The sequence below is a fragment of the Saccharothrix syringae genome, assembly GCF_009498035.1.
In the GTDB taxonomy this organism is placed as follows: Bacteria; Actinomycetota; Actinomycetes; order Mycobacteriales; family Pseudonocardiaceae; genus Actinosynnema; species Actinosynnema syringae.
Map to the genome: position 1 here is coordinate 5404620 of NZ_CP034550.1, position 21938 is coordinate 5426557.

General features: G+C 73.5%; 20 protein-coding genes. 9 read left to right on the plus strand and 11 right to left on the minus strand.

The window, feature by feature from the left end:
* Positions 1-65: 65 nt before the first annotated feature.
* Positions 66-995, plus strand: a complete 930-nt coding sequence (locus tag EKG83_RS23380) for a pentapeptide repeat-containing protein (RefSeq protein ID WP_033429398.1) — start codon at positions 66-68, stop codon at positions 993-995.
* Between the two features lie 31 nt (positions 996-1026).
* Here EKG83_RS23380 and EKG83_RS23385 read toward each other — a convergent pair whose 3' ends face one another.
* Complete coding sequence (locus EKG83_RS23385) at positions 1027-2385, minus strand: sensor histidine kinase (RefSeq protein ID WP_033429718.1); 1359 nt, start codon at positions 2383-2385, stop codon at positions 1027-1029.
* Between the two features lie 92 nt (positions 2386-2477).
* Complete coding sequence (locus tag EKG83_RS23390) at positions 2478-4739, minus strand: ATP-binding cassette domain-containing protein (RefSeq protein WP_033429397.1); 2262 nt, start codon at positions 4737-4739, stop codon at positions 2478-2480.
* 74 nt (positions 4740-4813) lie between these two features.
* Here EKG83_RS23390 and EKG83_RS23395 point away from each other — a divergent pair, with 74 nt between their 5' ends.
* Both EKG83_RS23395 and EKG83_RS23400 read left to right on the plus strand, forming a co-directional pair.
* Positions 4814-5590 carry a TetR/AcrR family transcriptional regulator gene (locus EKG83_RS23395; protein WP_033429396.1) on the plus strand — a complete coding sequence of 259 codons (777 nt, stop codon included), beginning with the start codon at positions 4814-4816 and terminating at the stop codon, positions 5588-5590.
* A 401-nt stretch (positions 5591-5991) separates the two neighbouring features.
* Positions 5992-6777, plus strand: a complete 786-nt coding sequence (locus EKG83_RS23400) for a putative protein N(5)-glutamine methyltransferase (protein ID WP_033429717.1) — start codon at positions 5992-5994, stop codon at positions 6775-6777.
* Here the strand turns inward: EKG83_RS23400 and EKG83_RS23405 are convergent.
* From EKG83_RS23405 to EKG83_RS23420, 4 genes are all read right to left on the minus strand, one after another.
* Positions 6734-6913: a DUF397 domain-containing protein gene (locus EKG83_RS23405; protein WP_033429395.1), complete on the minus strand. Its 180-nt coding sequence runs from the start codon at positions 6911-6913 to the stop codon at positions 6734-6736. The genes EKG83_RS23400 and EKG83_RS23405 overlap by 44 nt on opposite strands.
* The gene (locus EKG83_RS23410) at positions 6888-7754 is read right to left on the minus strand and encodes a helix-turn-helix domain-containing protein (RefSeq protein ID WP_084716175.1); all 867 of its coding nucleotides are present in this window, start codon (positions 7752-7754) and stop codon (positions 6888-6890) included. The genes EKG83_RS23405 and EKG83_RS23410 overlap by 26 nt, the downstream gene beginning before the upstream one ends.
* Positions 7755-7996: 242 nt before the next feature.
* Positions 7997-8497, minus strand: coding sequence for a GNAT family N-acetyltransferase (locus EKG83_RS23415; RefSeq protein WP_051765039.1), 501 nt, complete (start codon positions 8495-8497; stop codon positions 7997-7999).
* The gene (locus EKG83_RS23420) at positions 8494-9651 is read right to left on the minus strand and encodes a winged helix DNA-binding domain-containing protein (RefSeq protein WP_033429393.1); all 1158 of its coding nucleotides are present in this window, start codon (positions 9649-9651) and stop codon (positions 8494-8496) included. Before EKG83_RS23420 ends, EKG83_RS23415 begins: the two co-directional genes overlap by 4 nt.
* A 62-nt stretch (positions 9652-9713) precedes the next feature.
* Here EKG83_RS23420 and EKG83_RS23425 point away from each other — a divergent pair, with 62 nt between their 5' ends.
* Together EKG83_RS23425 and EKG83_RS23430 are read left to right on the plus strand one after the other, a co-directional pair.
* The gene (locus EKG83_RS23425; protein WP_033429392.1) at positions 9714-10298 is read left to right on the plus strand and encodes a PadR family transcriptional regulator; all 585 of its coding nucleotides are present in this window, start codon (positions 9714-9716) and stop codon (positions 10296-10298) included.
* On the plus strand, positions 10295-11095 hold the full coding sequence (locus EKG83_RS23430) for a class I SAM-dependent methyltransferase (protein ID WP_033429391.1): 801 nt from the start codon (positions 10295-10297) through the stop codon (positions 11093-11095). The genes EKG83_RS23425 and EKG83_RS23430 overlap by 4 nt, the downstream gene beginning before the upstream one ends.
* Positions 11096-11133: 38 nt before the next feature.
* Here EKG83_RS23430 and EKG83_RS23435 read toward each other — a convergent pair whose 3' ends face one another.
* The gene (locus EKG83_RS23435) at positions 11134-11322 is read right to left on the minus strand and encodes a hypothetical protein (RefSeq protein WP_033429390.1); all 189 of its coding nucleotides are present in this window, start codon (positions 11320-11322) and stop codon (positions 11134-11136) included.
* A 146-nt stretch (positions 11323-11468) separates the two neighbouring features.
* Here EKG83_RS23435 and EKG83_RS23440 point away from each other — a divergent pair, with 146 nt between their 5' ends.
* Together EKG83_RS23440 and EKG83_RS23445 are read left to right on the plus strand one after the other, a co-directional pair.
* A complete protein-coding gene (locus tag EKG83_RS23440) occupies positions 11469-14153 on the plus strand; it encodes a DEAD/DEAH box helicase (protein WP_153278321.1) in 2685 nt (894 codons plus the stop codon).
* On the plus strand, positions 14150-15271 hold the full coding sequence (locus EKG83_RS23445) for an SWIM zinc finger family protein (protein ID WP_033429388.1): 1122 nt from the start codon (positions 14150-14152) through the stop codon (positions 15269-15271). The genes EKG83_RS23440 and EKG83_RS23445 overlap by 4 nt, the downstream gene beginning before the upstream one ends.
* 10 nt (positions 15272-15281) lie before the next feature.
* Here the strand turns inward: EKG83_RS23445 and EKG83_RS23450 are convergent, their stop codons facing one another.
* Positions 15282-16400 carry a hypothetical protein gene (locus tag EKG83_RS23450; protein ID WP_153278322.1) on the minus strand — a complete coding sequence of 373 codons (1119 nt, stop codon included), beginning with the start codon at positions 16398-16400 and terminating at the stop codon, positions 15282-15284.
* A 640-nt stretch (positions 16401-17040) separates the two neighbouring features.
* Here EKG83_RS23450 and EKG83_RS23455 point away from each other — a divergent pair.
* Entirely contained in the window at positions 17041-18315 is a 1275-nt protein-coding gene (locus tag EKG83_RS23455) for a TetR/AcrR family transcriptional regulator (protein ID WP_033429386.1), read from the plus strand.
* A 176-nt stretch (positions 18316-18491) separates the two neighbouring features.
* On the opposite strand, the gene EKG83_RS23460 is transcribed toward EKG83_RS23455, so the two are convergent.
* The 3 genes from EKG83_RS23460 to EKG83_RS23470 all read right to left on the minus strand — a co-directional run bounded on the left by EKG83_RS23460 (position 18492) and on the right by EKG83_RS23470 (position 20665).
* Positions 18492-19028 (minus strand): RICIN domain-containing protein, encoded by a 537-nt coding sequence (locus EKG83_RS23460; RefSeq protein ID WP_033429385.1) that lies wholly within the window; start codon positions 19026-19028, stop codon positions 18492-18494.
* Positions 19029-19487: 459 nt separating this feature from the next.
* Complete coding sequence (locus EKG83_RS23465) at positions 19488-19703, minus strand: DUF5703 family protein (RefSeq protein ID WP_033429384.1); 216 nt, start codon at positions 19701-19703, stop codon at positions 19488-19490.
* Positions 19700-20665: a YncE family protein gene (locus tag EKG83_RS23470; protein ID WP_033429383.1), complete on the minus strand. Its 966-nt coding sequence runs from the start codon at positions 20663-20665 to the stop codon at positions 19700-19702. The genes EKG83_RS23465 and EKG83_RS23470 overlap by 4 nt, the downstream gene beginning before the upstream one ends.
* 179 nt (positions 20666-20844) lie before the next feature.
* On the opposite strand from EKG83_RS23470, the gene EKG83_RS23475 reads away from it, so the two are divergent.
* Positions 20845-21918, plus strand: coding sequence for a M48 family metalloprotease (locus EKG83_RS23475; protein WP_153278323.1), 1074 nt, complete (start codon positions 20845-20847; stop codon positions 21916-21918).
* Positions 21919-21938: the final 20 nt, after the last annotated feature.

Sequence of the window (21938 nt, forward strand, 5' to 3'; positions counted from 1 at the left end):
GAAAATAAACCATTCAGAGGCGGGCGCACCCCTAACAACCACCCAGGAAAGGCGATTTCCCGGGTATGAGGGCGCGGAAGTGGTTGGTCGTGGCGGGGGCGGGGCTGCTCGTCGTCCAACTGGTGCTGCTCGGCGCGGTGCCGAGCTGGGCCTGGCTGACGCGGTGGTGGCCCGCGCTCGCCGGTGTGCTGGTGCTGCTCGTGGCGGTGGTCTTGGTGCTGCGGGGCGGGGGAGCGGGGGAGGGGAGGCCGCACGACTGGCAGCGGACCACCGGCCTGGTGACCGCGCTGACGGCGGTCGGGGCGCTGGTGTTCACCGGCCTGTCGCTGCGGTCGACCCAGCAGCAGGTGGCCGTCGCCGAGCAGGCCCAGCTCACCGACCGCTACCTGCGCGCGGTGGAGCAGTTGGCCAACGAGGGGGAGGGGAAGGTCCACCTGCGCATCGGCGGCATCTACGCGCTGGGGCGCGTCGCCGTGGACTCGCCGCGCGACCAGGGCGCGGTGGAGGAGCTGCTGGCGGCCTTCGTCCGGGACCGGAGCCCGCGCCACGCCGGCAGCGCCTGCCCGGAGACGCCGGTGGACGTGCAGGCCGCGTTCGCGGTGCTGGCGCGGCGGGCGCCGCAGGGGGAGCGCGGTCTGGTCGACCTGCGGGACACCTGCCTGACCAAGGTCAGCGCGCCGGAGGCGAACCTGGACCAGGTCTCGCTCGCGGGTGCCGACCTGACCGACGCCAACCTGTACCACGCCCAGATGGGGTTGACGTCGTTCGTCAACGCCACCCTGGTGCGGGTCCGGTTCGACAGCGCCCGGTTCGACGCCTACACCTTCGTGGAGGGGGCGGACCTGACCGGGGCCGATCTCCGGTACGCCGACCTGTCCGGGGTGCGGTTGGAGCGGGTGAACCTGTCGGGGGCCGACCTGACGGAGGTCAAGCACGAGCACGCCGACGTCTCCGGTGCGATCAAGAACGCGAAGACCGTCGGTGCCTGGTGGTAGTCGACTCGATAACTTCAGTGTTGACTAAAAATCAATCCACAGCCGGAAGTCGTCGAAGAACGAGAGGAAAAACAACAACGAAGCACGCCCCTCCGCGACCGCGTTGGATCACCTGAAGCATGCCGTGGTGGTTGGTGGCGATGCGTCGGGCGATGGACAGGCCGAGTCCGGTGCCGCCGGTGTCGCGGGTGCGGGCGTCGTCGAGGCGGGTGAAGCGGTCGAAGACGCGTTCGCGGTCTTCGGGCGGGATGCCGGGGCCGTCGTCGAGGACCTCCAGGACTGCCTGATCGTCGGCGGCGTCGAGGCGGACGGTGATGGCCGTGGTGGCGTGCCGTTCGGCGTTGTCGAGGAGGTTGCCCAGCAGGCGGTCGAGCAGGGGGCGGCTGCCGCGTACCGGCACCGGGTGGTCGGGGAGGTCGACGTCGAGGGTGTGGTGGGTGCGGCGGCGGTCGGTGTGGTCGCGCACCAGTTCGGTGAGGTCGACGGTGCCGTCGTAGCCGGTGGTGGTGTGGTCGAGGCGGGTGAGCAGGAGCAGGTCGCCGGCCAGGTCCTGGAGGCGGTGGGTGTCGGCGAGGGCGGCGTCGACGACGGCGGGCCAGTCGGCCTGGCCGGGGTGCGTGGTGGCGATCTCCAGTTCGGCGCGGAGGGCGGCGATGGGGCTGCGGAGTTCGTGGGAGGCGTCGGCGACGAAGCGGCGGTTGTCCTGGACGGCGGTTTCCAGCCGGTCCAGGGTGGCGTTGACGGTGTTGGCCAGGGCGGCGATCTCGTTGCGGGTGCGGGGTACGGGGACGCGGCGGGTGAGGTCGTGTTCGGTGATGTCGGCCATTTCCCGGCGGATGGCTTCCACGGGTCGCAGTACGCGTGCGGTGGCTGTCCACACGACTGCGCCGAAGACGGAGAGCATGCCGAGCACGGTGGCCGTGGTGGCGAGGACGAGCCCGTTGACGGTGTTCTGTGTTCGGTCGAATCGGGCCTTTTCTTCGGTCGGTATGTCGTCGGTCCGTGTGTAGAGGAGCCGGTTCTTGGTGTCCACGGTTATTTTGTAGCCTTCGTCCGGTGGGCCGGAGAAGGGGAAGAGGGAGAGTTTCGGGATGAATTGCGTGGATGTGTGGGAAGCGGTGTAGGTGGAGTTCTCGGACGAGATCGCCAGTTGTCCTGTGCGGTCTGTGCAGAGCGTGGTCGGTTCCGGTCCTCTCGTGGTGGTCGACGGTGTTCTGGTGAGGCACAGGGTGGTGGTTTTCGTCATGCCCAGTTCGGGGCGTGACAGGTCGTCTTTCATGGTGAGGAGGTTGAAGTAGGCGAGTGTGGTGATCGGTATCGCCATGACCAGGACCGCGATGGCGGTGACTCTCGCGCGGAGTGAGCGGGGGGTGTGGTGCGGTTCCGTCATGTCCGTACTGTGCACCACTCGCCGGTGTATTCCTGAAGGATGTTTCAGGGTGGGGGTGGCCCGTAAGGACGGGCGACCCCCACTCCGGTGTTTCAGCGGCCGATGTATTCCCGCAGGTGGCGTGCGGTGAGGGTGTCGGCGGTGTCGACGAGGTCGGCGGGGGTGCCGGTGAAGACGATGCGGCCGCCGTCGTGGCCGGCGCCGGGGCCGAGGTCGATGATCCAGTCGGCGTGGGCCATGACGGCCTGGTGGTGCTCGATGACGATGACGGTGTTGCCGGTGTCGACGAGGCGGTCGAGCAGGGCGAGGAGTTGGTCGACGTCGGCGAGGTGGAGGCCGGTGGTGGGTTCGTCGAGGATGTAGGTGGTGGCTTTCTCGGCCATGTGGATGGCGAGCTTGAGGCGCTGTCGTTCGCCGCCGGAGAGGGTGGTGAGGGGTTGGCCGAGGGTGAGGTAGCCGAGGCCGACGTCGACGAGGCGGTCGAGGATGGTCTTGGCGGCTTTTTCGGTGAAGAAGTCGCGGGCTTCGGTGACGGGCATGGTGAGGACGTCGCTGATGTTGCGGCCGCGCAGCCGGTAGGCGAGGACTTCGGGGGTGTAGCGCTTGCCTTCGCATTCTTCGCAGGTGGTGGCGACGCCGGCCATCATGGCGAGGTCGGTGTAGACGAGGCCGATGCCCTTGCACTTGGGGCAGGCGCCTTCGGAGTTGGCGCTGAAGAGGGCGGGTTTGACGCCGTTGGCCTTGGCGAATGCGGTGCGGATGGGGTCGAGCAGGCCGGTGTAGGTGGCGGGGTTGGAGCGGCGTGAGCCGCGGATGGCGGATTGGTCGACGGTGACGACGCCGTCGTGGCCGGCGAGTGAGCCGTGGATGAGGGAGCTCTTGCCGGAGCCGGCGACGCCGGTGACGACGGTGAGGACGCCGAGGGGGATGTCGACGTCGACGTCGTGGAGGTTGTGGAGGTTGGCGCCGGTGATGTGGTGGTGGCCGGTGGGGGTGCGGGGGTGGTCGCGGAGTCGGGCGCGGTGGTCGAGGTGGCGGCCGGTGGGGGTGTCGGACTTGCGGAGGTCGGTGACGGAGCCGGTGAAGGTGATGTGGCCGCCGTTGGTGCCCGCGCCGGGGCCGAGGTCGACGACGTGGTCGGCGATGGTGATGGTTTCGGGTTTGTGCTCGACGACGAGGACGGTGTTGCCCTTGTCGCGCAGGCGGAGGAGGAGGTCGTTCATGCGTTGGATGTCGTGGGGGTGGAGGCCGACGGTGGGTTCGTCGAAGACGTAGGTGACGTCGGTGAGGGCGCTGCCGAGGTGGCGGACCATCTTGACGCGTTGGGCCTCGCCGCCGGAGAGGGTGGCGGCGGGTCGGTCGAGGCTGAGGTAGCCGAGGCCGATCTCGACGAGGGAGTCGAGGAGTTCGCGGAGGTTGGTGAGCAGGGGGGCGACGGCGGGGTCGGTGATGGTGCGGGCCCAGTCGGCGAGGTCGCTGATCTGCATGGCGGAGCAGTCGGCGATGGTGACGCCGTTGATCTTGGCGGAGAGGGCGGCCTGGTTGAGGCGGGTGCCGTCGCAGTCGGGGCAGGTGGTGAAGGTGACGGCGCGGTCGACGAAGCGGCGGATGTGGGGTTGGAGGGATTCGCGGTCCTTGCCGAGGAAGAGGCGTTGGACTTTGACGAGGAGTCCTTCGTAGGTGACGTTGGTCTTGCCGATCTTGACCTTGGTGGTGTCGCGGTGGAGGAAGTCGTGCCATTCCTGGTCGGTGTAGTCGGTGAGGGGTTTGTCGGGGTCGAAGAAGCCCGAGGCGATGTAGGTCTGGACGTACCAGTTGTCGACGGTGAAGCCGGGGACGGTGATGGCGCCCTGGTTGAGGCTCTTGGTGCGGTCGACGAGTTGGTCGATGTCGGTGGTGGTGGTGCGGCCGAGTCCTTCGCAGGTGGGGCACATGCCTTCGGGGAGGTTGAAGCTGAAGGCGCCGGAGGTGCCGACGTGGGGTTGGCCGAGGCGGCTGAAGAGGATGCGGAGCATGGTGTGGGCGTCGGTGGCGGTGCCGACGGTGGAGCGCGAGTTGGCGCCCATGCGTTCCTGGTCGACGATGATGGCGGCGCCGAGGTTGCGCAGGTCGTCGACGTCGGGGCGGCCGAGGTTGGGCATGAAGGACTGGATGAACGCGGTGTAGGTCTCGTTGATGAGGCGTTGGGACTCGGCGGCGATGGTGCCGAAGACCAGGGAGGACTTGCCGGAGCCGGAGACGCCGGTGAAGACGGTGAGGCGGCGTTTGGGGATGTCGAGGCTGACGTTTTTGAGGTTGTTCTCGCGGGCGCCTCGGACTTGGATGACGTCGTGGCTGTCGGCGATGGTGCCCATGCCGGTGTCCCCCTGGTTTTGTTTATGGCGTAAAGTGATGCGGGCACGATACTTTACGCCGTAAGGGGTGGCAAGTGGCGATCTTCGCTGGGCAGGGCGACGCCCGCCGGTCGATGCGGCTGCTGTGGCGGGACCCGGCGCCGCCGGGGCCGGGGTTGAGCCTGGAGGCGGTCGTGGCGGCGGCGATCGAGCTGGCCGACCGGGACGGCATGGCGGCGGTGTCGATGCGGGCGGTGGGCCGGCGGCTCGGGCGCACCGCGATGGCGCTCTACACGTACGTGGCGGACAAGGCCGAGCTGGTCGACCTGATGTACGACCAGGTGCTGGGCGAGCTGCCGGCGGACTACCCGCTCGACGACGGGTGGCGGGCGGCGCTGACGGCGTGGGCGCGCGACGGGCGGGCGTTCTACCTGCGCCACCCGTGGGTGCTGCAGGTGTCGCAGGCGCGGCCGGTGCTGGGGCCCCACGAGTTCGCCTCGCTGGAGACGCTGGTGCGGATCGTGCGGGGGACGGGGCTGGCGCCCGACGTGCTGCGGGGCGTGGTGGGGGCGCTGATGCAGTTCGTGCGGGGCGCGGCGGCGGTGATCGCGGACGCCCGCAGCGCCGCCGCGGCCACCGGCGTGAGCGACGAGGAGTGGTGGTACTCCCGCTCGCCGCTGCTGGAGGAGGTGGCGCCGGACTTCGCCGAGCGGTTCCCGCTGGCGACGTGGGTGGGGGCGGAGGACCCGCCGGAGGTGCCGGGGGACGAGTGCGCGCCGTACCTGGAGCGGGACGCGGTGCACAACTTCGACGTGGGGCTGCGGGTGCTGCTCGACGGCATCGAGGCGGCCGTGGCGCGGGGCGGGGAGTGAGCCGAGGCGGGTGGGGCCTGTGTCATCCGGGTGCCTGTCGGTGTCCTGTGGGACGCTGAGGCGGGGAGAGGGGGCGGCCTCACTCGCGGAGGTGGCCGCACGGGTTCGGGCGGCGTGTTCGACGGGCGAGCGGGCGCGGGCCGCGCCGGAGCGGGCGGAGGAACCGGAGCTGTCGAGCACGGCGGCCGAGGTGAACGCCGTGCCGGACCGGGTCATCGGATGGGGGCATCGGGCCCTCGTCGGGTCGAGGCCGAGGCCGGCCGGATCGGCCTGGTACCCCACGCCGTCCCGGTGACCAGAGACCGGGCCCGCCCCAACGCCCCAACACCCAACGCCCCGACGAGTCCCGGTCGAGCGGAACTCCCGTGAAGCACGGCCCCGGACTGAAGTACCGTGCGCCGGTGCTCCAACCTCAGATCGTCACGCGACTGCGCGCCGCCGGCTGCGTGTTCGCCGAGGACGAGGCCGCCCTCCTGCTCGAAGCCGCCCGCACCCCCGCCGAACTGGAGGACATGACCGCCCGGCGCGTCGCCGGGCTGCCCCTGGAACAGGTCCTGGGGTGGGCGGAGTTCTGCGGGCTGCGCATCGCCGTCGAACCCGGCGTGTTCGTGCCGCGCCAACGCACCCGGCACATGGTCGACCTGGCCGTCGACAGGCTCCGCGCGGGCGCGGTGGTGCTCGACATGTGCTGCGGCACCGGCGCCGTCGCCGCCGCGATCGCCCACCGGGTGCCCGGGATCGAGGTGCACGCCGCCGACGTCGAACCCGCCGCCGTGCGCTGCGCCCGCCGCAACCTGCCCGGCGGGCACGTCTACCAAGGCGACCTGTACGCGCCACTACCGGGTGAACTGCGCGGTCGGGTCGACGTGCTGGTGGCCAACGCGCCCTACGTGCCCAGCGACGAGATCGCCCTCATGCCGCCCGAGGCGCGCGACCACGAACCCCGCGTCGCCCTCGACGGCGGCACCGACGGGGTGGACGTGCAGCGGCGCGTCGTCGCCGGGGCGGGGGAGTGGCTGGCACCCGGCGGACGGCTGCTCATCGAGACCGGCGCCCGCCAGGCCGCCACCACCGCGGCGGCGTTCGCGGCCGCCGGGCTGCGGGTCGAGGTGGCCGCCCGCGAGGAACTGGCGGCCACGGTCGTCATCGGGACGCGGTCAGGAACGCCCGCCACACCCGCGGGCTGAACGCCAGCTCGGGGCCGGTGTGCTTGGAGTCCCGCACACCCACCGCGCGGGGCGCGAACGCCACCTCGACGCAGTTGCCCTCCGCCCCGCTGGTGCCGCTGTAGCTGCTCTTACGCCAGGCAGTGCCCTCCGGCATGGTGATCCTCTCGCGGACGGCCGTACTCATCGGCCAAGTCGGTCAGCAACACCCGGGATTCTTCCGCACTCAAGGCCACGCGCGACAGGTCCGCCAGAACGCTCCGGTACTCCGCGATCTGGGCGGGGCTCTCCAGGAAGATGTTGGCCACCCGCGTCTCCAGGTACGCCACCGGCCGCTCATCGGGATTGTCCAGCAAAACGAATGAGCCATCCAGAGCGGTGTGCGGCGGTGCTCCGAACGGAACTACCCGCACAGTCGCCCCGCTGAGCATGATGTGCATCATCTGGTCATGCATAATCGCGGTTGAGCCGACCGGCCGGCGCAATGCCGACTCCTCCACGAAGAAGATCGCTTTGACCCGGCTCAACAACCTTTGCCGGGCTATCCGCAGATCGGCCGCGTCGTCCAGCACGATCGAGCGCGCGTAGTCGATTGTCTGGAGCAGACCGGGGACCAGCGTTGCGTCGTAGCAACTGATTGCGATCGCCCGCGCCTCCTCGGCCTTGAGCGTGCGGGTGCGGGTCGCGGGATCGGCACCGCGCGGCTGCACCCAGGTGTCCTTGCTGGACTCGCGGCTGATGGCGACCAGGCGGGCGAACTCCTCGCCGCGCACCCCGCACAACGTCAGATATGCCGCGACGTCGGTGTCGCTGGTCCCGCGCTCGCCGTTCTCCAGCTTCGTGACCTTGCCCAGGCTCCACCGCAACTCGGCGGCCAGCCGACGGGCCTTCCACCCGGCCGCCAGCCGCTTGGCCTTCAACTCCTCGCCGAGCTGCCTGCTGCGCGCCGTCGAATCGCGTCGCAGGGGTGGTGGCGGCGGTATTTGTTCTTCCGGCATGGCCGGATCGTATTGGCCGTCGGTCCACCATTCACGCCGCGACTCGACAACATTAACCGAAAGCAGTATCGACGTAAATCCGGTGACCAACGGTATTCGTTGCGTTTGCGCAACCCGAGCGGGCCGTGGAGGTGTTCGGCGACCTGCGCGACGCGCACGGCGAGGCGATGGCGCGGCACGACCCGCGATCGCCGCCCGGCTGCGCGAGCTGCTCGACGGCCTGGACGGCTGACCCCGCCGGACTACCCGCCCGATACCCCGTCGCCCGACTCGCGAGCCACGTCCGGGGGCCCGGCGTACTCCGGCGGCGGTTCCAGGGGCACGGCGATGCGCGCCGTGACGTGCCCGTCCGCCACCTCCAGCACCGCACCGGCCCTGGTGAGGATGCGCACCGCGGCGACGTTGTCGGTGGTCGTGTGGGCCACGACGGTGAACACGTCGCGCCGCGGCGCCTCCTCGACCAGCGCCCGCAGCACCTCCAGGCCCAGCCCGGCGCCCCGGGCGGCACGGGCCAGCCACAGGCCGGCCTCGCCCCCGGCGGTCAGCCGGGCCATGCCGACCGTGCGGCCGTCCGCGACGACCTCGTAGGCGTCGCGCCGGAAACCCCGGTAGAACCCGCGGAACTCGTCGAGCCGGTCCGCCGACCAGCCGGGCGGCATCACGTCGGCGGGGTCGGCGTCGGCCACCGCCAGGGCCAGCAGCCGCTCCAGGCCCTCGTCGTCCACGGCGCGCAGCAGGATCACGTCGCCAGCTCCTTCTCCAGCGGGTTGCGGAAGCGGGGCACCACGCGCACCCCGCCCAGCCACGCGGTCAGGCGGGCGGCCTGCCGGGCGATCGCCGCGGTGGCGTCCGCGCCGACGTCGACCAGCGGCTCCCACACCACCTCGCCGTCCGCGCGCTGCGCCCACCCGCCGACCACGCGGCCGTCCCACCACACGGTCGGGCCGACGTTGCCGGTGGCGTCGAACAGCCGCGGCCGCAGTTCCGGGGCCAGGTACCAGTCGCGGTCCTGCCAGCCCATCGGCGTGGGGTCCAGGCCGGGCAGCAGCGCCGCCCACGGCTCCGGCGCCTCCACCGGGTCCTCGTCGCCGGGCAGCACGTAACCCGTGCCCCGCTCCAGCGCCACCTCGACCGCGCCCACCGCGGCCAGCGCGTCGCGGGTCTGGCGCACCGTCCACCCGGTCCACCACTTCAGGTCCGCCGCGGTGCCCGGCCCGAACGAGGCCAGCCACCGCCGGGCCAGCTCCGCCCGCGCCCGTGCCGGGTCCGTCTCCGGCCACGGCGCGCCCGCGGTCCAGCGGAACTGGCTGCTCAGCCACGTCCCGCGCGGCCGGGCGCGGCGGATGAGGCCCTCCGCGGCCATGGTGCGCAGCACGCGGCTGGAGACGTTCTGCCGCACCTCGTAGGGCTTTCCCCCACCTACCAGGACCTGCTCGGCCAGCGCGGGCACGTCCCGCACCAGCTCCGCCGCGGCCGCCTCGCCCCGCTCCCGCAGGGCCGCCAGGACCTCCTGCCCGACCTGCTTGAGGCGCGCCTCGTCCCAGCCCACGCCCTCGGCGAGGTGGGCCAGCAGCTTGACCCGCTCCCGCTCCGCCACCGCCCGGCCCGCCGCGGTGTGCACCACCGGCACGTCCCCGGCGGCCACCACGAACATCGTGCGGCGCATCGCCAGCAGCCGCTCCAGCGACCGCCGCCCGTACAGGGCGTCCTCCACCTCGGCGACCGAGGGGTCGGCCAGCCGGGCCCACGCCGACAGGAACACCGTGGCCGGGTCCGTGGCGTGCAGCGCGACCAGCGCCCCCACCACGGCCTCGGTGCTGTCGGCGGGGCGGGCGAGCAGGTGGCGGACGCCCAGGCGGACCCGCCGCCGGGCGTCGTCGATCACGGCGAGCGTCACCGCCCCATCGTGGGCGATCTAGTCTGATCGCGAAACGGAATTCCACGACGCGGATCGGGATCATGTCGGCGACACGGCTGCTCGTGCTGGGGGTGGTGCGCGGCTACGGGCGCGCCCACGGCTACCTCATCGGCAACGACCTGCTGTCCTGGGGCGCGGGGGAGTGGGCCAACGTCAAGTGGGGGTCGATCTACCACGCCCTCAAGCAGCTCACCAAGGACGGCTGCCTCACCGACCACACCACCCCGCCCGCCCGCACCGACTACGAGCTGACCGCGCGCGGCGAGGCCGAGTACCGCCGCCTGCTGCGCGACGCCCTGCGGCGGCCGGAGACCAGGCCGGACCTGCTGGCCGCCGGGCTGGCGATGCTGCCCTCGCTGACCCGGGACGAGGCGGTGGACCTGCTCACCGAACGCCTCACCGCCCTGGAGGCCCGCCGCGACACCGCGCGTGCGCAGGTCCGGGCGTGGGGGGAACCGGCGCACGTGCGCGAGCTGTACGGGCTGTGGGAGCACACCGCGGACGGCGGGGCGGTGTGGACGCGGGGGCTGATCGGGCGGCTGCGGGAGGGCGCCTACCCGATGGCGGGGGAGCCGGGGTCGCCCGGGGTGCCGGGGAGCTGGGGCGTGCTCGGGCGGGCCGAATGACCCGCCGCGCGCACGGTGGCCGCACGGAGGAACGGCGACTTCTCGGCTCGTCGTTCGGCGCGGCCGCGGCCGCCTACGCCGAGCACCGGCCGGACTACGCGCGGGCCGCGGTGCGCTGGGCGCTGGAGCACGCGCCCGGGCCGAGGGTGCTCGACCTCGGGGCCGGGACCGGCAAGCTGACCGCCACGCTGGTCGCGCTGGGGGTCGAGGTCGTCGCGGTCGAACCCGACCCGGCGATGCTGGCCGAACTGCGGCGCGCCCTGCCCGCCGTCCGCGCCCTGCCGGGCAGCGCCGAGGCGATACCGCTGCCGGAGGCGTCCGTCGACGCCGTGCTGGCCGGCAACGCCCTGCACTGGTTCGACATGGCCGTCGCGGGACCGGAGATCGCCAGGGTCCTCGCGCCCGGGGGCGTCCTGGCCGGCCTGTGGAACGTCCTGGACGACCGGGTCGACTGGGTGGCGGGGCTGGCGCGGGCCGGCGGGAGCGCGGCCATCGGCCCGCGCGACACACTGGGCGGCTGGCGCGTCGCGACGGCGGACGCGCACCTCCCCGGCACCGGTCGTGCCGCCGGGTTCGGCTCGCCGGAGCAGGCCGAGTTCCCGCACGGGCAGCGCCGGACCGCCGACTCCCTCGTCGCGACGCTCGCGACGCGCGCCGGGCTGCTCGTCATGCCGGAACGGGAACGAAAGGCCCTGCTCGGCCGGATCCGTGCCCACCTCGCGAGCAGCCCGGAAACCGGCCGCGGCGGGTTCACCCTCCCGATGCTGACCGGCGTCCTCCGCACCCGACGGCTCTGAACCACCCACCGGCGGTGGACCCTGCAGCCGGGGCGGGCTCAGCGCCGGAGCGCCCGGTAGCGCCTGAGCTGGGCGGTGATCCGCCCGGGGTCGGCGGCGCCGTTCAGCTCGGCCAGCAGGTCGTCGGGGCACAGCTCGTAGTGGTCGCCCCACCACCGCCGCGCCCTGTTGTCCCAGATCCGGTAGCCGCCGGACACGCCCCTCGCCACGTACCGCCGCTTCGCCAACCGGCCCTCCCGCTGTCGCCCGCCCCCAGGATCGCAGCGCACGGCAACGGAGTTTCCGAGCGCCCGCGACCCCGACCGCCGGGCGCACCACCCACGCATCTGGTTATACTCAAACTTGAACAGAGGGGGAGCTGCTGAACACGGGGTTGGAGCGGTACCCGGCGGTCTTCGAACCGGCCGACCCGCCACGCACGTCCACCATCGCCTTCTACGCGCCACCGGACGCCGATCCCGGCGACCTCGCCCCGGACCGGCTCACCGTCGCCGCCCCCGACGGCACCCGCCGCACCGTCCCGGCCCGACGCCTGCCGCTCACCGAGGCCGTCCCGCTGCTCGGCCGGGCCCGCCGCGCCCGCACCCCGACCGCCCACCCGGCCACCGCCTTCTGGGGCGCCGCCGTGGTCCTGGCGCTCCAGCTCGTCGCCCGGGGCCGGCTGCGCCCCGCCGTCACCGACGCCGACCACGACGCCTGGCTCCTCACCCCCGACCCCGCCGACCACACCCGCATCCGCGACCTCGCCGCCGCCATGCCCCCGCACGCCCGCGCGATCCCCGTCCCCGGCCGCGACCCGCTCGAACTGCCCGCCGCCGAACCGCTCCTGCGCGCCTTCCTCGACGCCGTCGCCGACACCATGCCCCGGGGTGCCGCCGCCGCGACCGCCGCGGGCGCGCCGGCCTTCGCCGCCACCGCCCCGCAGCGGGTCCCCCACCTGCGCGGGTGGGCCGACCAGGGCGTCCGCCTGTCCCTGCGCATCGAGGGGCCCGAGCCGTTCCTGGTCGTCGTGCAGGTGCACGACCTCGCCGACCCCACCCTGGTCGCCGACGCCGCCGAGCTGTGGCCCACCGCGGGCGCCCGCACCCGCGCCGACGCCACCGTCGCCCTGCGCCGCGCCGCCCGCGCCTTCCCACCCCTGGAACGCCTGCTCGACCGCCCCGTCCCCGACCGCGTCCCCCTCTCCGACGCCGAGGTCGAGCAGCTGCTCACCACCGGCACCACCCGCCTGGCCGCGGCCGCCGTGGACGTGCACTGGCCCAGCGACCTCGTCCGCGACCTCAACGCCAGGGTCGTCATCGGCCACGACACCGGCGACCGCCCCGCCTTCTTCGGCCCCGACCAGCTCACCGCCGTCAACTGGCGCCTGGCCCTGGGCGACGACCCGCTGACCCCCGAGGAACTGGACCGGCTCGCCGAGGCCACCCGCCCGGTGGTGCGGCTGCGCGACCGCTGGACCCTGGTCGACCCCGAAACGGCCCGCCGCGCCCGCGAACGCGCCCTCAAACCCCTCACCGCCGTCGAGGCCCTGGGCGCCGCCCTCACCGGCACCACCGAGGTCGACGGCACCGAGGTCGACGCCGTCGTCACCGGCCCGCTGCAAGACCTCCGCGACCGCCTGGCCCGCCTCGACGCCGACCCCGCCGCCCCGCCACCGGGCCTGCACGCCACCCTGCGCGACTACCAGCTGCGCGGCCTGCGCTGGCTCGACCGCATGACCTCGCTGGGCCTGGGCGCCTGCCTGGCCGACGACATGGGCCTGGGCAAGACCGTCACCCTCATCGCCCTGCACCTGCACCGCGACGCCGAACAACCCACCCTCGTGGTGTGCCCGGCGTCGCTGCTGGGCAACTGGCAGCGCGAGATCGAGCGCTTCGCCCCCGGCACCCCCGTCCGCCGCCACCACGGCCCCCACCGCACCCTCGACGACCTCGCCGGCGGCTTCGTCCTGACCACCTACGGCACCATGCGCCTGGACGCCGACCGGCTCGCCGGGACCGACTGGGGACTGCTGGTCGCCGACGAGGCCCAGCACGTCAAGAACCCCGCCTCCGACACCGCCAGGGCCCTGCGCCGCATCCCCGCCCGCGCCCGCGTCGCCCTCACCGGCACCCCGGTGGAGAACACCCTGACCGAGCTGTGGGCGATCCTCGACTGGACCACCCCCGGCCTGCTGGGCACCCTGCCGCGGTTCAAGGCCCGCTGGGCCAAGCCGATCGAGGCCGACCGCGACACCGCCACCGCCGAGCGCTTCGCCCGCCTGGTCCGGCCCTTCCTGCTGCGCCGCCGCAAGACCGACCCCGGCATCGCCCCCGAGCTGCCCGCCAAGACCGAGACCGACCGGCCCGTGGCGCTGACCCGCGAACAGGCCGTGCTCTACCAGGCCGTGGTGCGCGAACTGCTCGACGAGGTCCGCGACAGCACCGGCATCGCCCGCCGCGGCCGCGTGGTCAAGCTGCTCACCGCCCTCAAGCAGGTCTGCAACCACCCCGCCCAGTACCTCAAGGAACCCGAACCCCGCCTGGCCGGCCGCTCGGGCAAGCTGGAACTGCTCGACGAACTGCTCGACACCATCCTCGCCGAGGACGGCGCCGTGCTCGTGTTCACCCAGTACGTCGCCATGGCCCGCCTGCTGCGCCGCCACCTCGCCGACCGCGGCGTCGCCACCGCCCTGCTGCACGGCGGCACCCCCGTGCCCGCCCGCGAGGAGCTGGTCCGCCGCTTCCAGGACGGCGGGGTCCCGGTGTTCCTGCTCTCCCTCAAGGCCGCCGGCACCGGCCTGAACCTCACCCGCGCCGACCACGTCGTGCACTACGACCGCTGGTGGAACCCCGCCGTGGAGGACCAGGCCACCGACCGCGCCCACCGCATCGGCCAGACCCGGGCCGTGCAGGTCCACCGCCTCGTCGCCGAGGGCACCGTGGAGGACCGCATCGCCGCGGTGCTGCGCGCCAAGCGCGACCTCGCCGACGCCGTGCTCACCCGCGGCGACGCCGCGTTCACCGAGCTCACCGACGACGAACTGGCCAACCTCGTGGAACTGCGGAGCGGCACGTGACCGACCTCGCCCGGGGCTTCCCCGCCTTCCCCAGGGGCACCCGCCGCGCCCGCACCTGGTGGGGCCGCGCCTGGCTGCGGGCGCTGGAGGACACCTCCCTCGACAGCGCGCCGCTGCGCCAGGGCCGCCGGTACGCCCACGCCGGGCTCGTCGACACCATCACCGTGAGCCCCGGCCGGCTGCACGCCCTGGTCCACGACGGCGACGAGGCCCACCACACCACCGTGCGCCTGGCCCCGCTCACCGACGCCGAGTGGGACCGCTTCCTCGCCAGGCTGGCCCGCAAGGCCGCCCACCTGGCCGCGCTGCTCGACCACGAACTGCCCCGCGACCTGGTCGACGTCGCCGCCGACGCCGGCGTGCCCCTGCTGCCCGGCATCGGCGACCTCGACCCCGAGTGCACCTGCCCGGGCTGGGAACTGCCCTGCCGCCACGCCGCCGCCCTGTGCCACCAGGCCGCCTGGCTGCTCGACGCCGACCCCTGGCTGCTGCTCCTGCTGCGCGGCCGCGACCGGGACCAGGTCGTCACCGGCGCCCGCCCCGACGCGGACACCCCCGCCGTCACCGCCTACGCCACCCCCGTGGCCGACCTGCCCGACGACCGACCCGACCCGACCGCCACCCCGGACCCGCCCGCCTTCGACCCCGCGCCCGGCCTGGACGTCACCGTGCTGGGCCTGCTGGTCGCCGACGCCGCCGCCAAGGCCCGCGCCCTGCTCGCCACCGGCCACTGGCCCGCCGCCGACGACCGGCAGGACCGCGTCCGGCTGGCCGCCGCCCACCCCGAGCTGCGCGACCGGCTGCGCCCCGACCCCCGCGCCGTGCGGGCCTGGCAGCAGGGCGGCGCCACCGGCCTGGACGTCCTGGAACACCCCTGGACCCCGCCCGAGGCCGACACCAACCGCGCCCGCGCCGCCTGGCACGGCCACGACCTGCCCGCACCCGCCGTGCGCCGCAACCACTGGACCGTGCGCGACCGCCAACTCCGCTACGGCCCCGACGGCCGCTGGTACCCCTACCGGCGCCACCCGGACGGCCGCTGGTGGCCCACCGGCGACCCGCACCCCAACCCCGCCACCGCGCTCGCGCGAACCGAACCCGGGGCCGAACGCGGCTGACGCTCCGCCGTCAGAGCTTCTTGGTCGTGAGCGTGTCCCGGAAGTCGACGCCCAGGAACCCGACCATGGAGTCGACGGTGCAGGTGGGGGCGGTGAACGCCGTGCGCCACTTCTGCGCCTCCTCCCAGTCGTCAAGCCGGGCGATGTCGAACTCCAGGTTCGCGGCGATGTCCTCGACGAAGCACAGCATCTCGCCGATGGAGACCGCATCGTCCTCCTCGGCCTCCTTGGCCACCGATTCGAGGAGGTACGCGACCTCCTCCCGCAGGGTGCCCGGCTGGAAGTCCCTCGACCTCTGCAAGGCGACCACCGCCTCCGCCAACCCGTCGATGGACCGCAGCGGCTCCGCGACCTCGCCCGGGTCGCCCGTCGCCTGGGGCCTCCTGCGCGGCGCCGGCGGCTTCTTCGGCGAGGACAACCCCTTGCCGCTGGTGCTGCCCAACATCTTCTGCAGGCGGCTGAGCAGCCCGAAGGCCGTGGCGTACATGAAGCCGATCACCTGGTTGGCGTCCGCGTCGCCCACCCACAGGTTCCCGGGGTGGTTGTAGAGCAGCGCCCACGCCAGCCGCCGCGCCTGCCAGTCGCTCGACGGCCTCGCCGTCATCCGCGGCCTGGTCCGGGCGAACAGGTCGTTGAGCCCCACCTCGTCGAGCCCCTGCCCCGTCCACCTCTCGTAGGCATCGACGTAGGCGTCCCGCAGTTCGGAGAACCGCTCCTTGACCTCCTCCGCGTTCTCCACCGCGTACCCGAGCAGGTGCGAGGGCACGATGTGCCGGATGGCCAGCCCCGCACCCCTGGCGCGGCTGAGGTCCACCGGTCCGATCCAGGGCGGCCGGGAACCGAGGTTGCGCGGGCGGTGCGGCACGACCCCGGTGGCCCTCGGGGCGATCAGCTTGTGCTCGTAGAGGAATTCGCAGAACCCGGTCCAGTTGTCGAACGACCCGCCCTTCAACTTCTTCGCGATCTCGGCCAACTCCTGCTCGGCCCTGTTCTCCCGCAGCGGCGGTATGCCGTAGGAACGGGCGATCAGCCGGTACACCCGGTTGTTCGGGCGAGCCCCGCAACCAGGCATGTTGAGCTGCATGTGCTTGATGAAGCCCGAATGGTCGGTGTATTTCTCGCCCGCCACGGAAATAGCCACAACCCACCCCGAGACACGCCGGAACGGAAACGCGGTACCCCCTCGGCAACCGCGTGTCGAGACGTTACTCCGGTTTTTACGGGTGTTGTTCGGCTCATCGGGTGACGCGATAAGTGCGCATTCCTCACAGGTCCGCCACCCGGGACGGCACCCCAGGCGACACACGGCGCGACACACGGCGCGACACCCGAAAACCACCACACCTGTGGTACCACAGGTGTGGTGAAAGGCTTGGAGGGTGCCCGGCCCGCCCGCACGACCCCGACGGCACTGGGGGTTGCCGCGTCCGTCGTGCGGGCGGGGGGAGTGCGCGCGAGCCGACCGAGGTTCCGAGCCAACGGTCGAGGCGCACTCCGACCCGCACGGCATGAGGCGCCGACGCCGTGCGGGGGAACGAGGTTTCGGGCCCCGCCGCGAGACCTCCGGCCCTCCCCTGCGGACCGGTCCCGCGTGATGCCGGGAAGTCTCCCGAGCCCGGCGGTGAGAGGTCAACATCCACTCCGGCCCGGCGCGACTCACCGAGGTGAGTGAACACCCCCCGGGCGGGTGAGTTTCCAATACGGTGTTTCCTAAACAGGCGGGTATGCGCCCGACGCCGAGAGCCGGCGAGGGAACGGGGGAGTGCTGCATGGTTCCGGTGCGTGAACGACTGCTCGACGCGGGCGTCGAGCTGCTGTTCGAGGACGGCGCCAAGGTCCTCGGCCGCGGCCTCAACGTCGCCGAGATCGCCGCCCGCGCCGAGGTCAGCGAGAAGACCTTCTTCGCCACCTTCGGCGACAAGGGCCGCTACGTCGAGGCGCTGCTGCTCCGGTTCACCCGCACGCCCCAGCGCGCCTCGGGCGAGCTGGGCGAAGTCGTCGAGCAGGCCCTGGCCGACTCCCAGGGCGACCCGCGGCGCATGCTGCGCACGGTCTGCGACTGGGACTACCGGCAGGTCCGCAGCGACCCGACCACCCTCATGCAGCTGGCCGTGCTCGTCCTGGGCCGCGGCCACCCCGGCGCCCTCAAGCGGCTGCGCCAGCTCTACGCCGGCTACGACGAGGCGGGCGTGCGCGCCTACCGGCCGGTGCTGGCGCGCTGGAGCACGTCCCTGCGCGCCCCGTTCACCCTCGAACACCTCGCCGTCGCCCTCACCGCCCTGGTCGAGGGCCTGGCCCTGCGGCACCTCGCCGACCCCGACGCCGTGCCCGACACCCTGTTCGGCGACACCGTCGTGGCCCTCGTCGGCGCCCTGCTCGACCCCGAGCAGGGCCACGGGCACGTCGACGACGTCATCGCGCCCCTGGCCGACGAGGTCGTCCGCGCCCACCGCGCCGACCACCTCGACAACCTGCCCGAACACCCCCGCAACGCCGTCATCGCCGCCGCCCGCCACGAGTTCGCCCACCGCGGCTACTACGCCACCAGCCCGGCGCACATCGCCTCCCGCGCCGCCGTGCCGCTGCCCGTGCTCACCCAACTGTTCCCGGTCAAGGCGTCCATCGTCGCCGGCGCCCTGCGCGGCCCCTACGCCGACCTGAGGTCCCTGGTCGACGACGACCTGGCCCTGGGCGTCGCGCCCACCACCATGCTGCGCCGCCACCTCGAACAGCTCGCCGCGTTCGCCCTCAACCACCGCGAGTTCGCCGAAGCCCTGCTCATGGCCGCCGTGCACCGGCCCGCGCAGCTCGACACCGAGGCGGTGCGCGAGATCGACCTGCCCGCCGTGCTCATCCCGGCCCTGCGCGCCGGCATCGCCGCCGGCGACTTCCGCGCCGACCTCGACGCCCGCGACCTGGCCGAAACCCTCGCCCACACCCTGCTGCTGCGCTGCCTGACCCACCCCGACGCCACCGCGGCCGAGCACGCCGCCACCGTCGGCACCCTGGTGGACGGGCTGCCCGGCCGGCCGCGGACCGACTGAACCGCGTCCGGCCGAGCAGGTGGCGCACCCCGGCCCCGCGGGCGGGCGGCGCGCCCACACCGCCCGCTTCCGCCCGCCGGCCGGCGGGGTTCCCCGCCAGGGGGAACCCCGGTCCGGACCCGGCGGCCGCACGGGGCATGTGCGGGGGTTCGCGGGGTGCGGCCGTCAGACCCCCGTCAGTCGGCGGGCGGCTCCTCCCAGACGCTCAGCCAGACGTCGTTGGTGGCGCCGCCGGCCGAGCAGGTGTACTGGATGAGCGGGTTGCCCTGTCCGACCCCGTACTGGACGTTGAGGCACTTGCCGCTGTTCTTGTTGACGAACTGGTAGCCGATGGCCTTGGGGACCACCTTCCACAACTCGTTGGGCGCGGTGCCGCAGGGCCACTGGATGACCGGCGCGCCGTCCGCGACGGCGGCGTTCCTGACGTTCAGGCACTTGCCGCTGTTGACCGATCTGAACCGGTAGTAGCCGTCGAGCGACGCCTGCACCGCCCACCGCTGGTTCTTCGCCCCGGTCAGCGCCCACAGGTCCACGGGCGCCCCGTCGGCCTGGGACGCCTGCGCGACGTCGGCGACCAGGTCGGGACGGGCGGCCAGGCGCACCGTCGCCTCCCCGACCTCCGCGACGCCCGCCTGCGCCGGCACCCCGGCGGCCAGCACGGTCCCGACCGCGACCGCAGCGCACACCAGAACCGTCCGTCGTGATGGGATCATTCCGATTCTCCTCTTCGACGAATGTCCGTCCGAACAATTCCGGCGGTCCGCGTCGCCGGAACCGAACACGACCCTAGTCTCAATGGAGTACGCCCACATGGGCCGAACGGCCCGACCACTGCCGCAGGATTGCGCAATCGGGCATCGGCGGGCCGGAATCGGAAAGCGCGAATGGGAGTGCGAGTCGGTTTTCTTCCTCGCGGTGAATACCGGCGTCCCGCACCGGCGAGGACGAATGACCGGATGACGGGCCGTCACCCGGCGGGGAACCGGCAGCGGCGAGCGGCGGCACGCGCGGACCCCCGCGCGGCGAACGACCCCGTGCCACCCGACGGCGGGGACGAGGTCGGGACCGGTGGAGGCGGCCGGCGGCACCAGCCCGGTCGACCCGACCGCGGTGCCCCGGGCCGCACGGCACCCACCCCGGTGCGCCCGCACCGGGGGAGCTGGCCACCCGGGCTAGGTGATCACGCCCGGCAGCGACGCGGCGGTGCGCCTGCGGCGCAACCACACCTTCCTGGACCCGTCGCCGAACAGCAGCGTCCGGGACAGCTCCCACCCGGAGAACTCCGCGTGGATCGCCAACTGCGTGGTCGCGGTGCGACGCGAGACCCCGGCCGGCAAGCGCAGCGGCCGGTACTCCCAGTCCCCGTCGACCACCCCTTCGTCCGTCATCCGATCACCTGCATCCCTCGACCGTACCCAGACACGACGAACACGCGTCCGCCGTCCGGGTCCACCGCCACCGAGTCGGGCTGGCGGACCGTGGCGTACCGGTGCCGCTCCACCGGCTCACCGCCCGACACGTCGAACCCCACCACTTCGTTGCGCTCGGTCAGCGTCACCCACAGCAGGTCGCGCGCGGCGTCGTAGGCCAGGCCGTAGGGCCCGCCCGGCAGCGGGTAGCGCAACCGCATGATCAGCGGGTTCGCCGAGAACGCCAGCAGCTCCCCGCCCCGGGTGTCCACCACGAACACCCGCCCGAACCGGTCGGCCACCGCGTTGGTCGCGCCCTCTCCCGCGCGCAGCCCCGCGCCCGGCCGGTCCGCCGACGGGTCCAGGTCGAACACCGCGCTGCGCGGCCGGTCCAGCACCACCGCCCGGTCGCCCACCGCCACCAGCCGGTCCGGGCTGTTGATGCCGCCCACCGCGTGGTCGCCCACCAGGACCCGCCCCGCCTCGCGCTGCGCCACCAGCGCGCGCCCGCCCGCCGTCACCACGTCCACCGGGCCGCCGGGGACCTCCCGCGCCGACGAGGACCCGTCCGGCCGCACGGTCACCACCGCGCCCGCGGGCACCGCCGCCTCCACCGCGTCACCGGAGGCCACCAGCCGCTCCGCCGGACCCGGCAGCGGCACCGACACCGGCGGCGCGGACAGCGCGCCCAGGTCGAAGCCCACCACCGACGGCGGGTCGGTCACCGCCACCGCCACCCGCCCGCCCGCGACCACCACCGACGAGCCACCGCCCACCGGCACCACCGTGCCCGGCAGGTCCGCGGACTGCTCGGGGGACGCGGCCGGTCGCGCCGGCTCCAGCGTGGCCGCCACCTGCAACGGGTCGCCCGGGTTCTCCTCCGTCGCGCACCCGGACACCACCACCGCTCCGGTGAGCACCACCGCGGCCAGTCGGCGCAACGTCGGACCTCCAAGCTGTAACCCGTTCGCCCATGCCTCCCCAGCATCCAATCACCGAACCACCATCCTCACGCGGGGGGAGGGTGTTGTCGTTGGTCCGCTGAGGTGATAGTCGGCCGCCGCCCGTACCCCCGGGGCCGGGCGGACGACTATCCCAGGTGACCCCCGGAGGCGTCCCCATGACCGTCGAGGAACTGCGGGCCCGGCACCTGAGGCTGCTGCGCGACCGGCGCGTGGTCGACCGCCTGGAGCCGCCCGCGCACCGCGACCCCGCGCCCGAGCGCTACCACACCTGGACGCAGGTCGCCGCCGAACCGCCGCCCGCCAGGCTCGCCCGCCTGGTCGACGCCCGCGTGCGCCCCGGCCCCTACCGGCCCGCCCACCTGCACGACCAGCAGCGCACCCTCGACGCCCTGCAACCGGAGGTGCTGCACCTCGCGCACGCCGCCGGCCACCCGCCCGACACCCCCGTGCTGGCCGGCGTGTTCCCCACCGGCACCCTCGACGGCCTCAGCGTCCCGCTACCGGGCCTGGGCGTGCTGGTCCTGGTCAACACCGCCGTGCTGGACCTGCTCGACGGCGTCCTGAAGATCATGACCGGGGCGCTGCCCAACTACGGCACGCCACCCCTGCTCACCGACGAGCAGGCCACCTACGCCCTGGCCGAGGCCGTCAACGCCTACCTCTACGGCAACGGCGCCGCGTCCGTGCGCCGCCTGCCCGAGCTGTCCGGGCAGCGCCTGGCCCTGGTCGGGCTCATGGTCCGCCGCGCCACCCAGTTCGTGCTCGCCCACGAGGTCGCCCACGTGCTGGCCGGGCACCTGCCGCCCGCCGGCACCCGCACCGACCCCGGCACCCCCGTGGGCCCCCTGGAGGCCCAGGTCGTCGGCTGGCCCCGCGAGCACGAGGCCGACCGGCTGGCCGCCGCCATGCTGCTGCACACCCTCGACGAACTCGGCCCCCGCGAGCTGGACGTGCACGAACCCTGCCTGGTCGGCGCGCTGCTGCTGGTGCTGTTCCTGCACGAGGTCACCGACCGGCTCGCCGCCGAGCTGGGCCTGACCGTGCCCTTCGCCGACCTGCACCCGCCGCCCGTGCGGCGCATCCAGAGCCTGGTCGAGCACCTGGCCGGCCGCGTGCGCACACCCCGCGCCCTCGACCTGGCCGCCGACGTGGCCACCTGGCTGGAGGACCAGCTCACCGGCGTGCGCCACTGGCTCCGCCTGGTCGACCAGGCCCTGGCCAGGCCCTGAGACCCCGGGTCGCGGGGCGC

Coding starts and splice junctions, on each gene's coding strand:
- EKG83_RS23380 (WP_033429398.1), top strand. CDS start 66: ATGAGGGCGCGGAAGTGGTTGGTCGTGGCGGGGGCGGGGCTGCTCGTC.
- EKG83_RS23385 (WP_033429718.1), bottom strand. CDS start 2,385: ATGACGGAACCGCACCACACCCCCCGCTCACTCCGCGCGAGAGTCACC.
- EKG83_RS23390 (WP_033429397.1), bottom strand. CDS start 4,739: ATGGGCACCATCGCCGACAGCCACGACGTCATCCAAGTCCGAGGCGCC.
- EKG83_RS23405 (WP_033429395.1), bottom strand. CDS start 6,913: ATGCCGGAGGGCACTGCCTGGCGTAAGAGCAGCTACAGCGGCACCAGC.
- EKG83_RS23410 (WP_084716175.1), bottom strand. CDS start 7,754: ATGCCGGAAGAACAAATACCGCCGCCACCACCCCTGCGACGCGATTCG.
- EKG83_RS23425 (WP_033429392.1), top strand. CDS start 9,714: ATGTCGGCGACACGGCTGCTCGTGCTGGGGGTGGTGCGCGGCTACGGG.
- EKG83_RS23430 (WP_033429391.1), top strand. CDS start 10,295: ATGACCCGCCGCGCGCACGGTGGCCGCACGGAGGAACGGCGACTTCTC.
- EKG83_RS23455 (WP_033429386.1), top strand. CDS start 17,041: ATGGTTCCGGTGCGTGAACGACTGCTCGACGCGGGCGTCGAGCTGCTG.
- EKG83_RS23460 (WP_033429385.1), bottom strand. CDS start 19,028: ATGATCCCATCACGACGGACGGTTCTGGTGTGCGCTGCGGTCGCGGTC.
- EKG83_RS23465 (WP_033429384.1), bottom strand. CDS start 19,703: ATGACGGACGAAGGGGTGGTCGACGGGGACTGGGAGTACCGGCCGCTG.
- EKG83_RS23475 (WP_153278323.1), top strand. CDS start 20,845: ATGACCGTCGAGGAACTGCGGGCCCGGCACCTGAGGCTGCTGCGCGAC.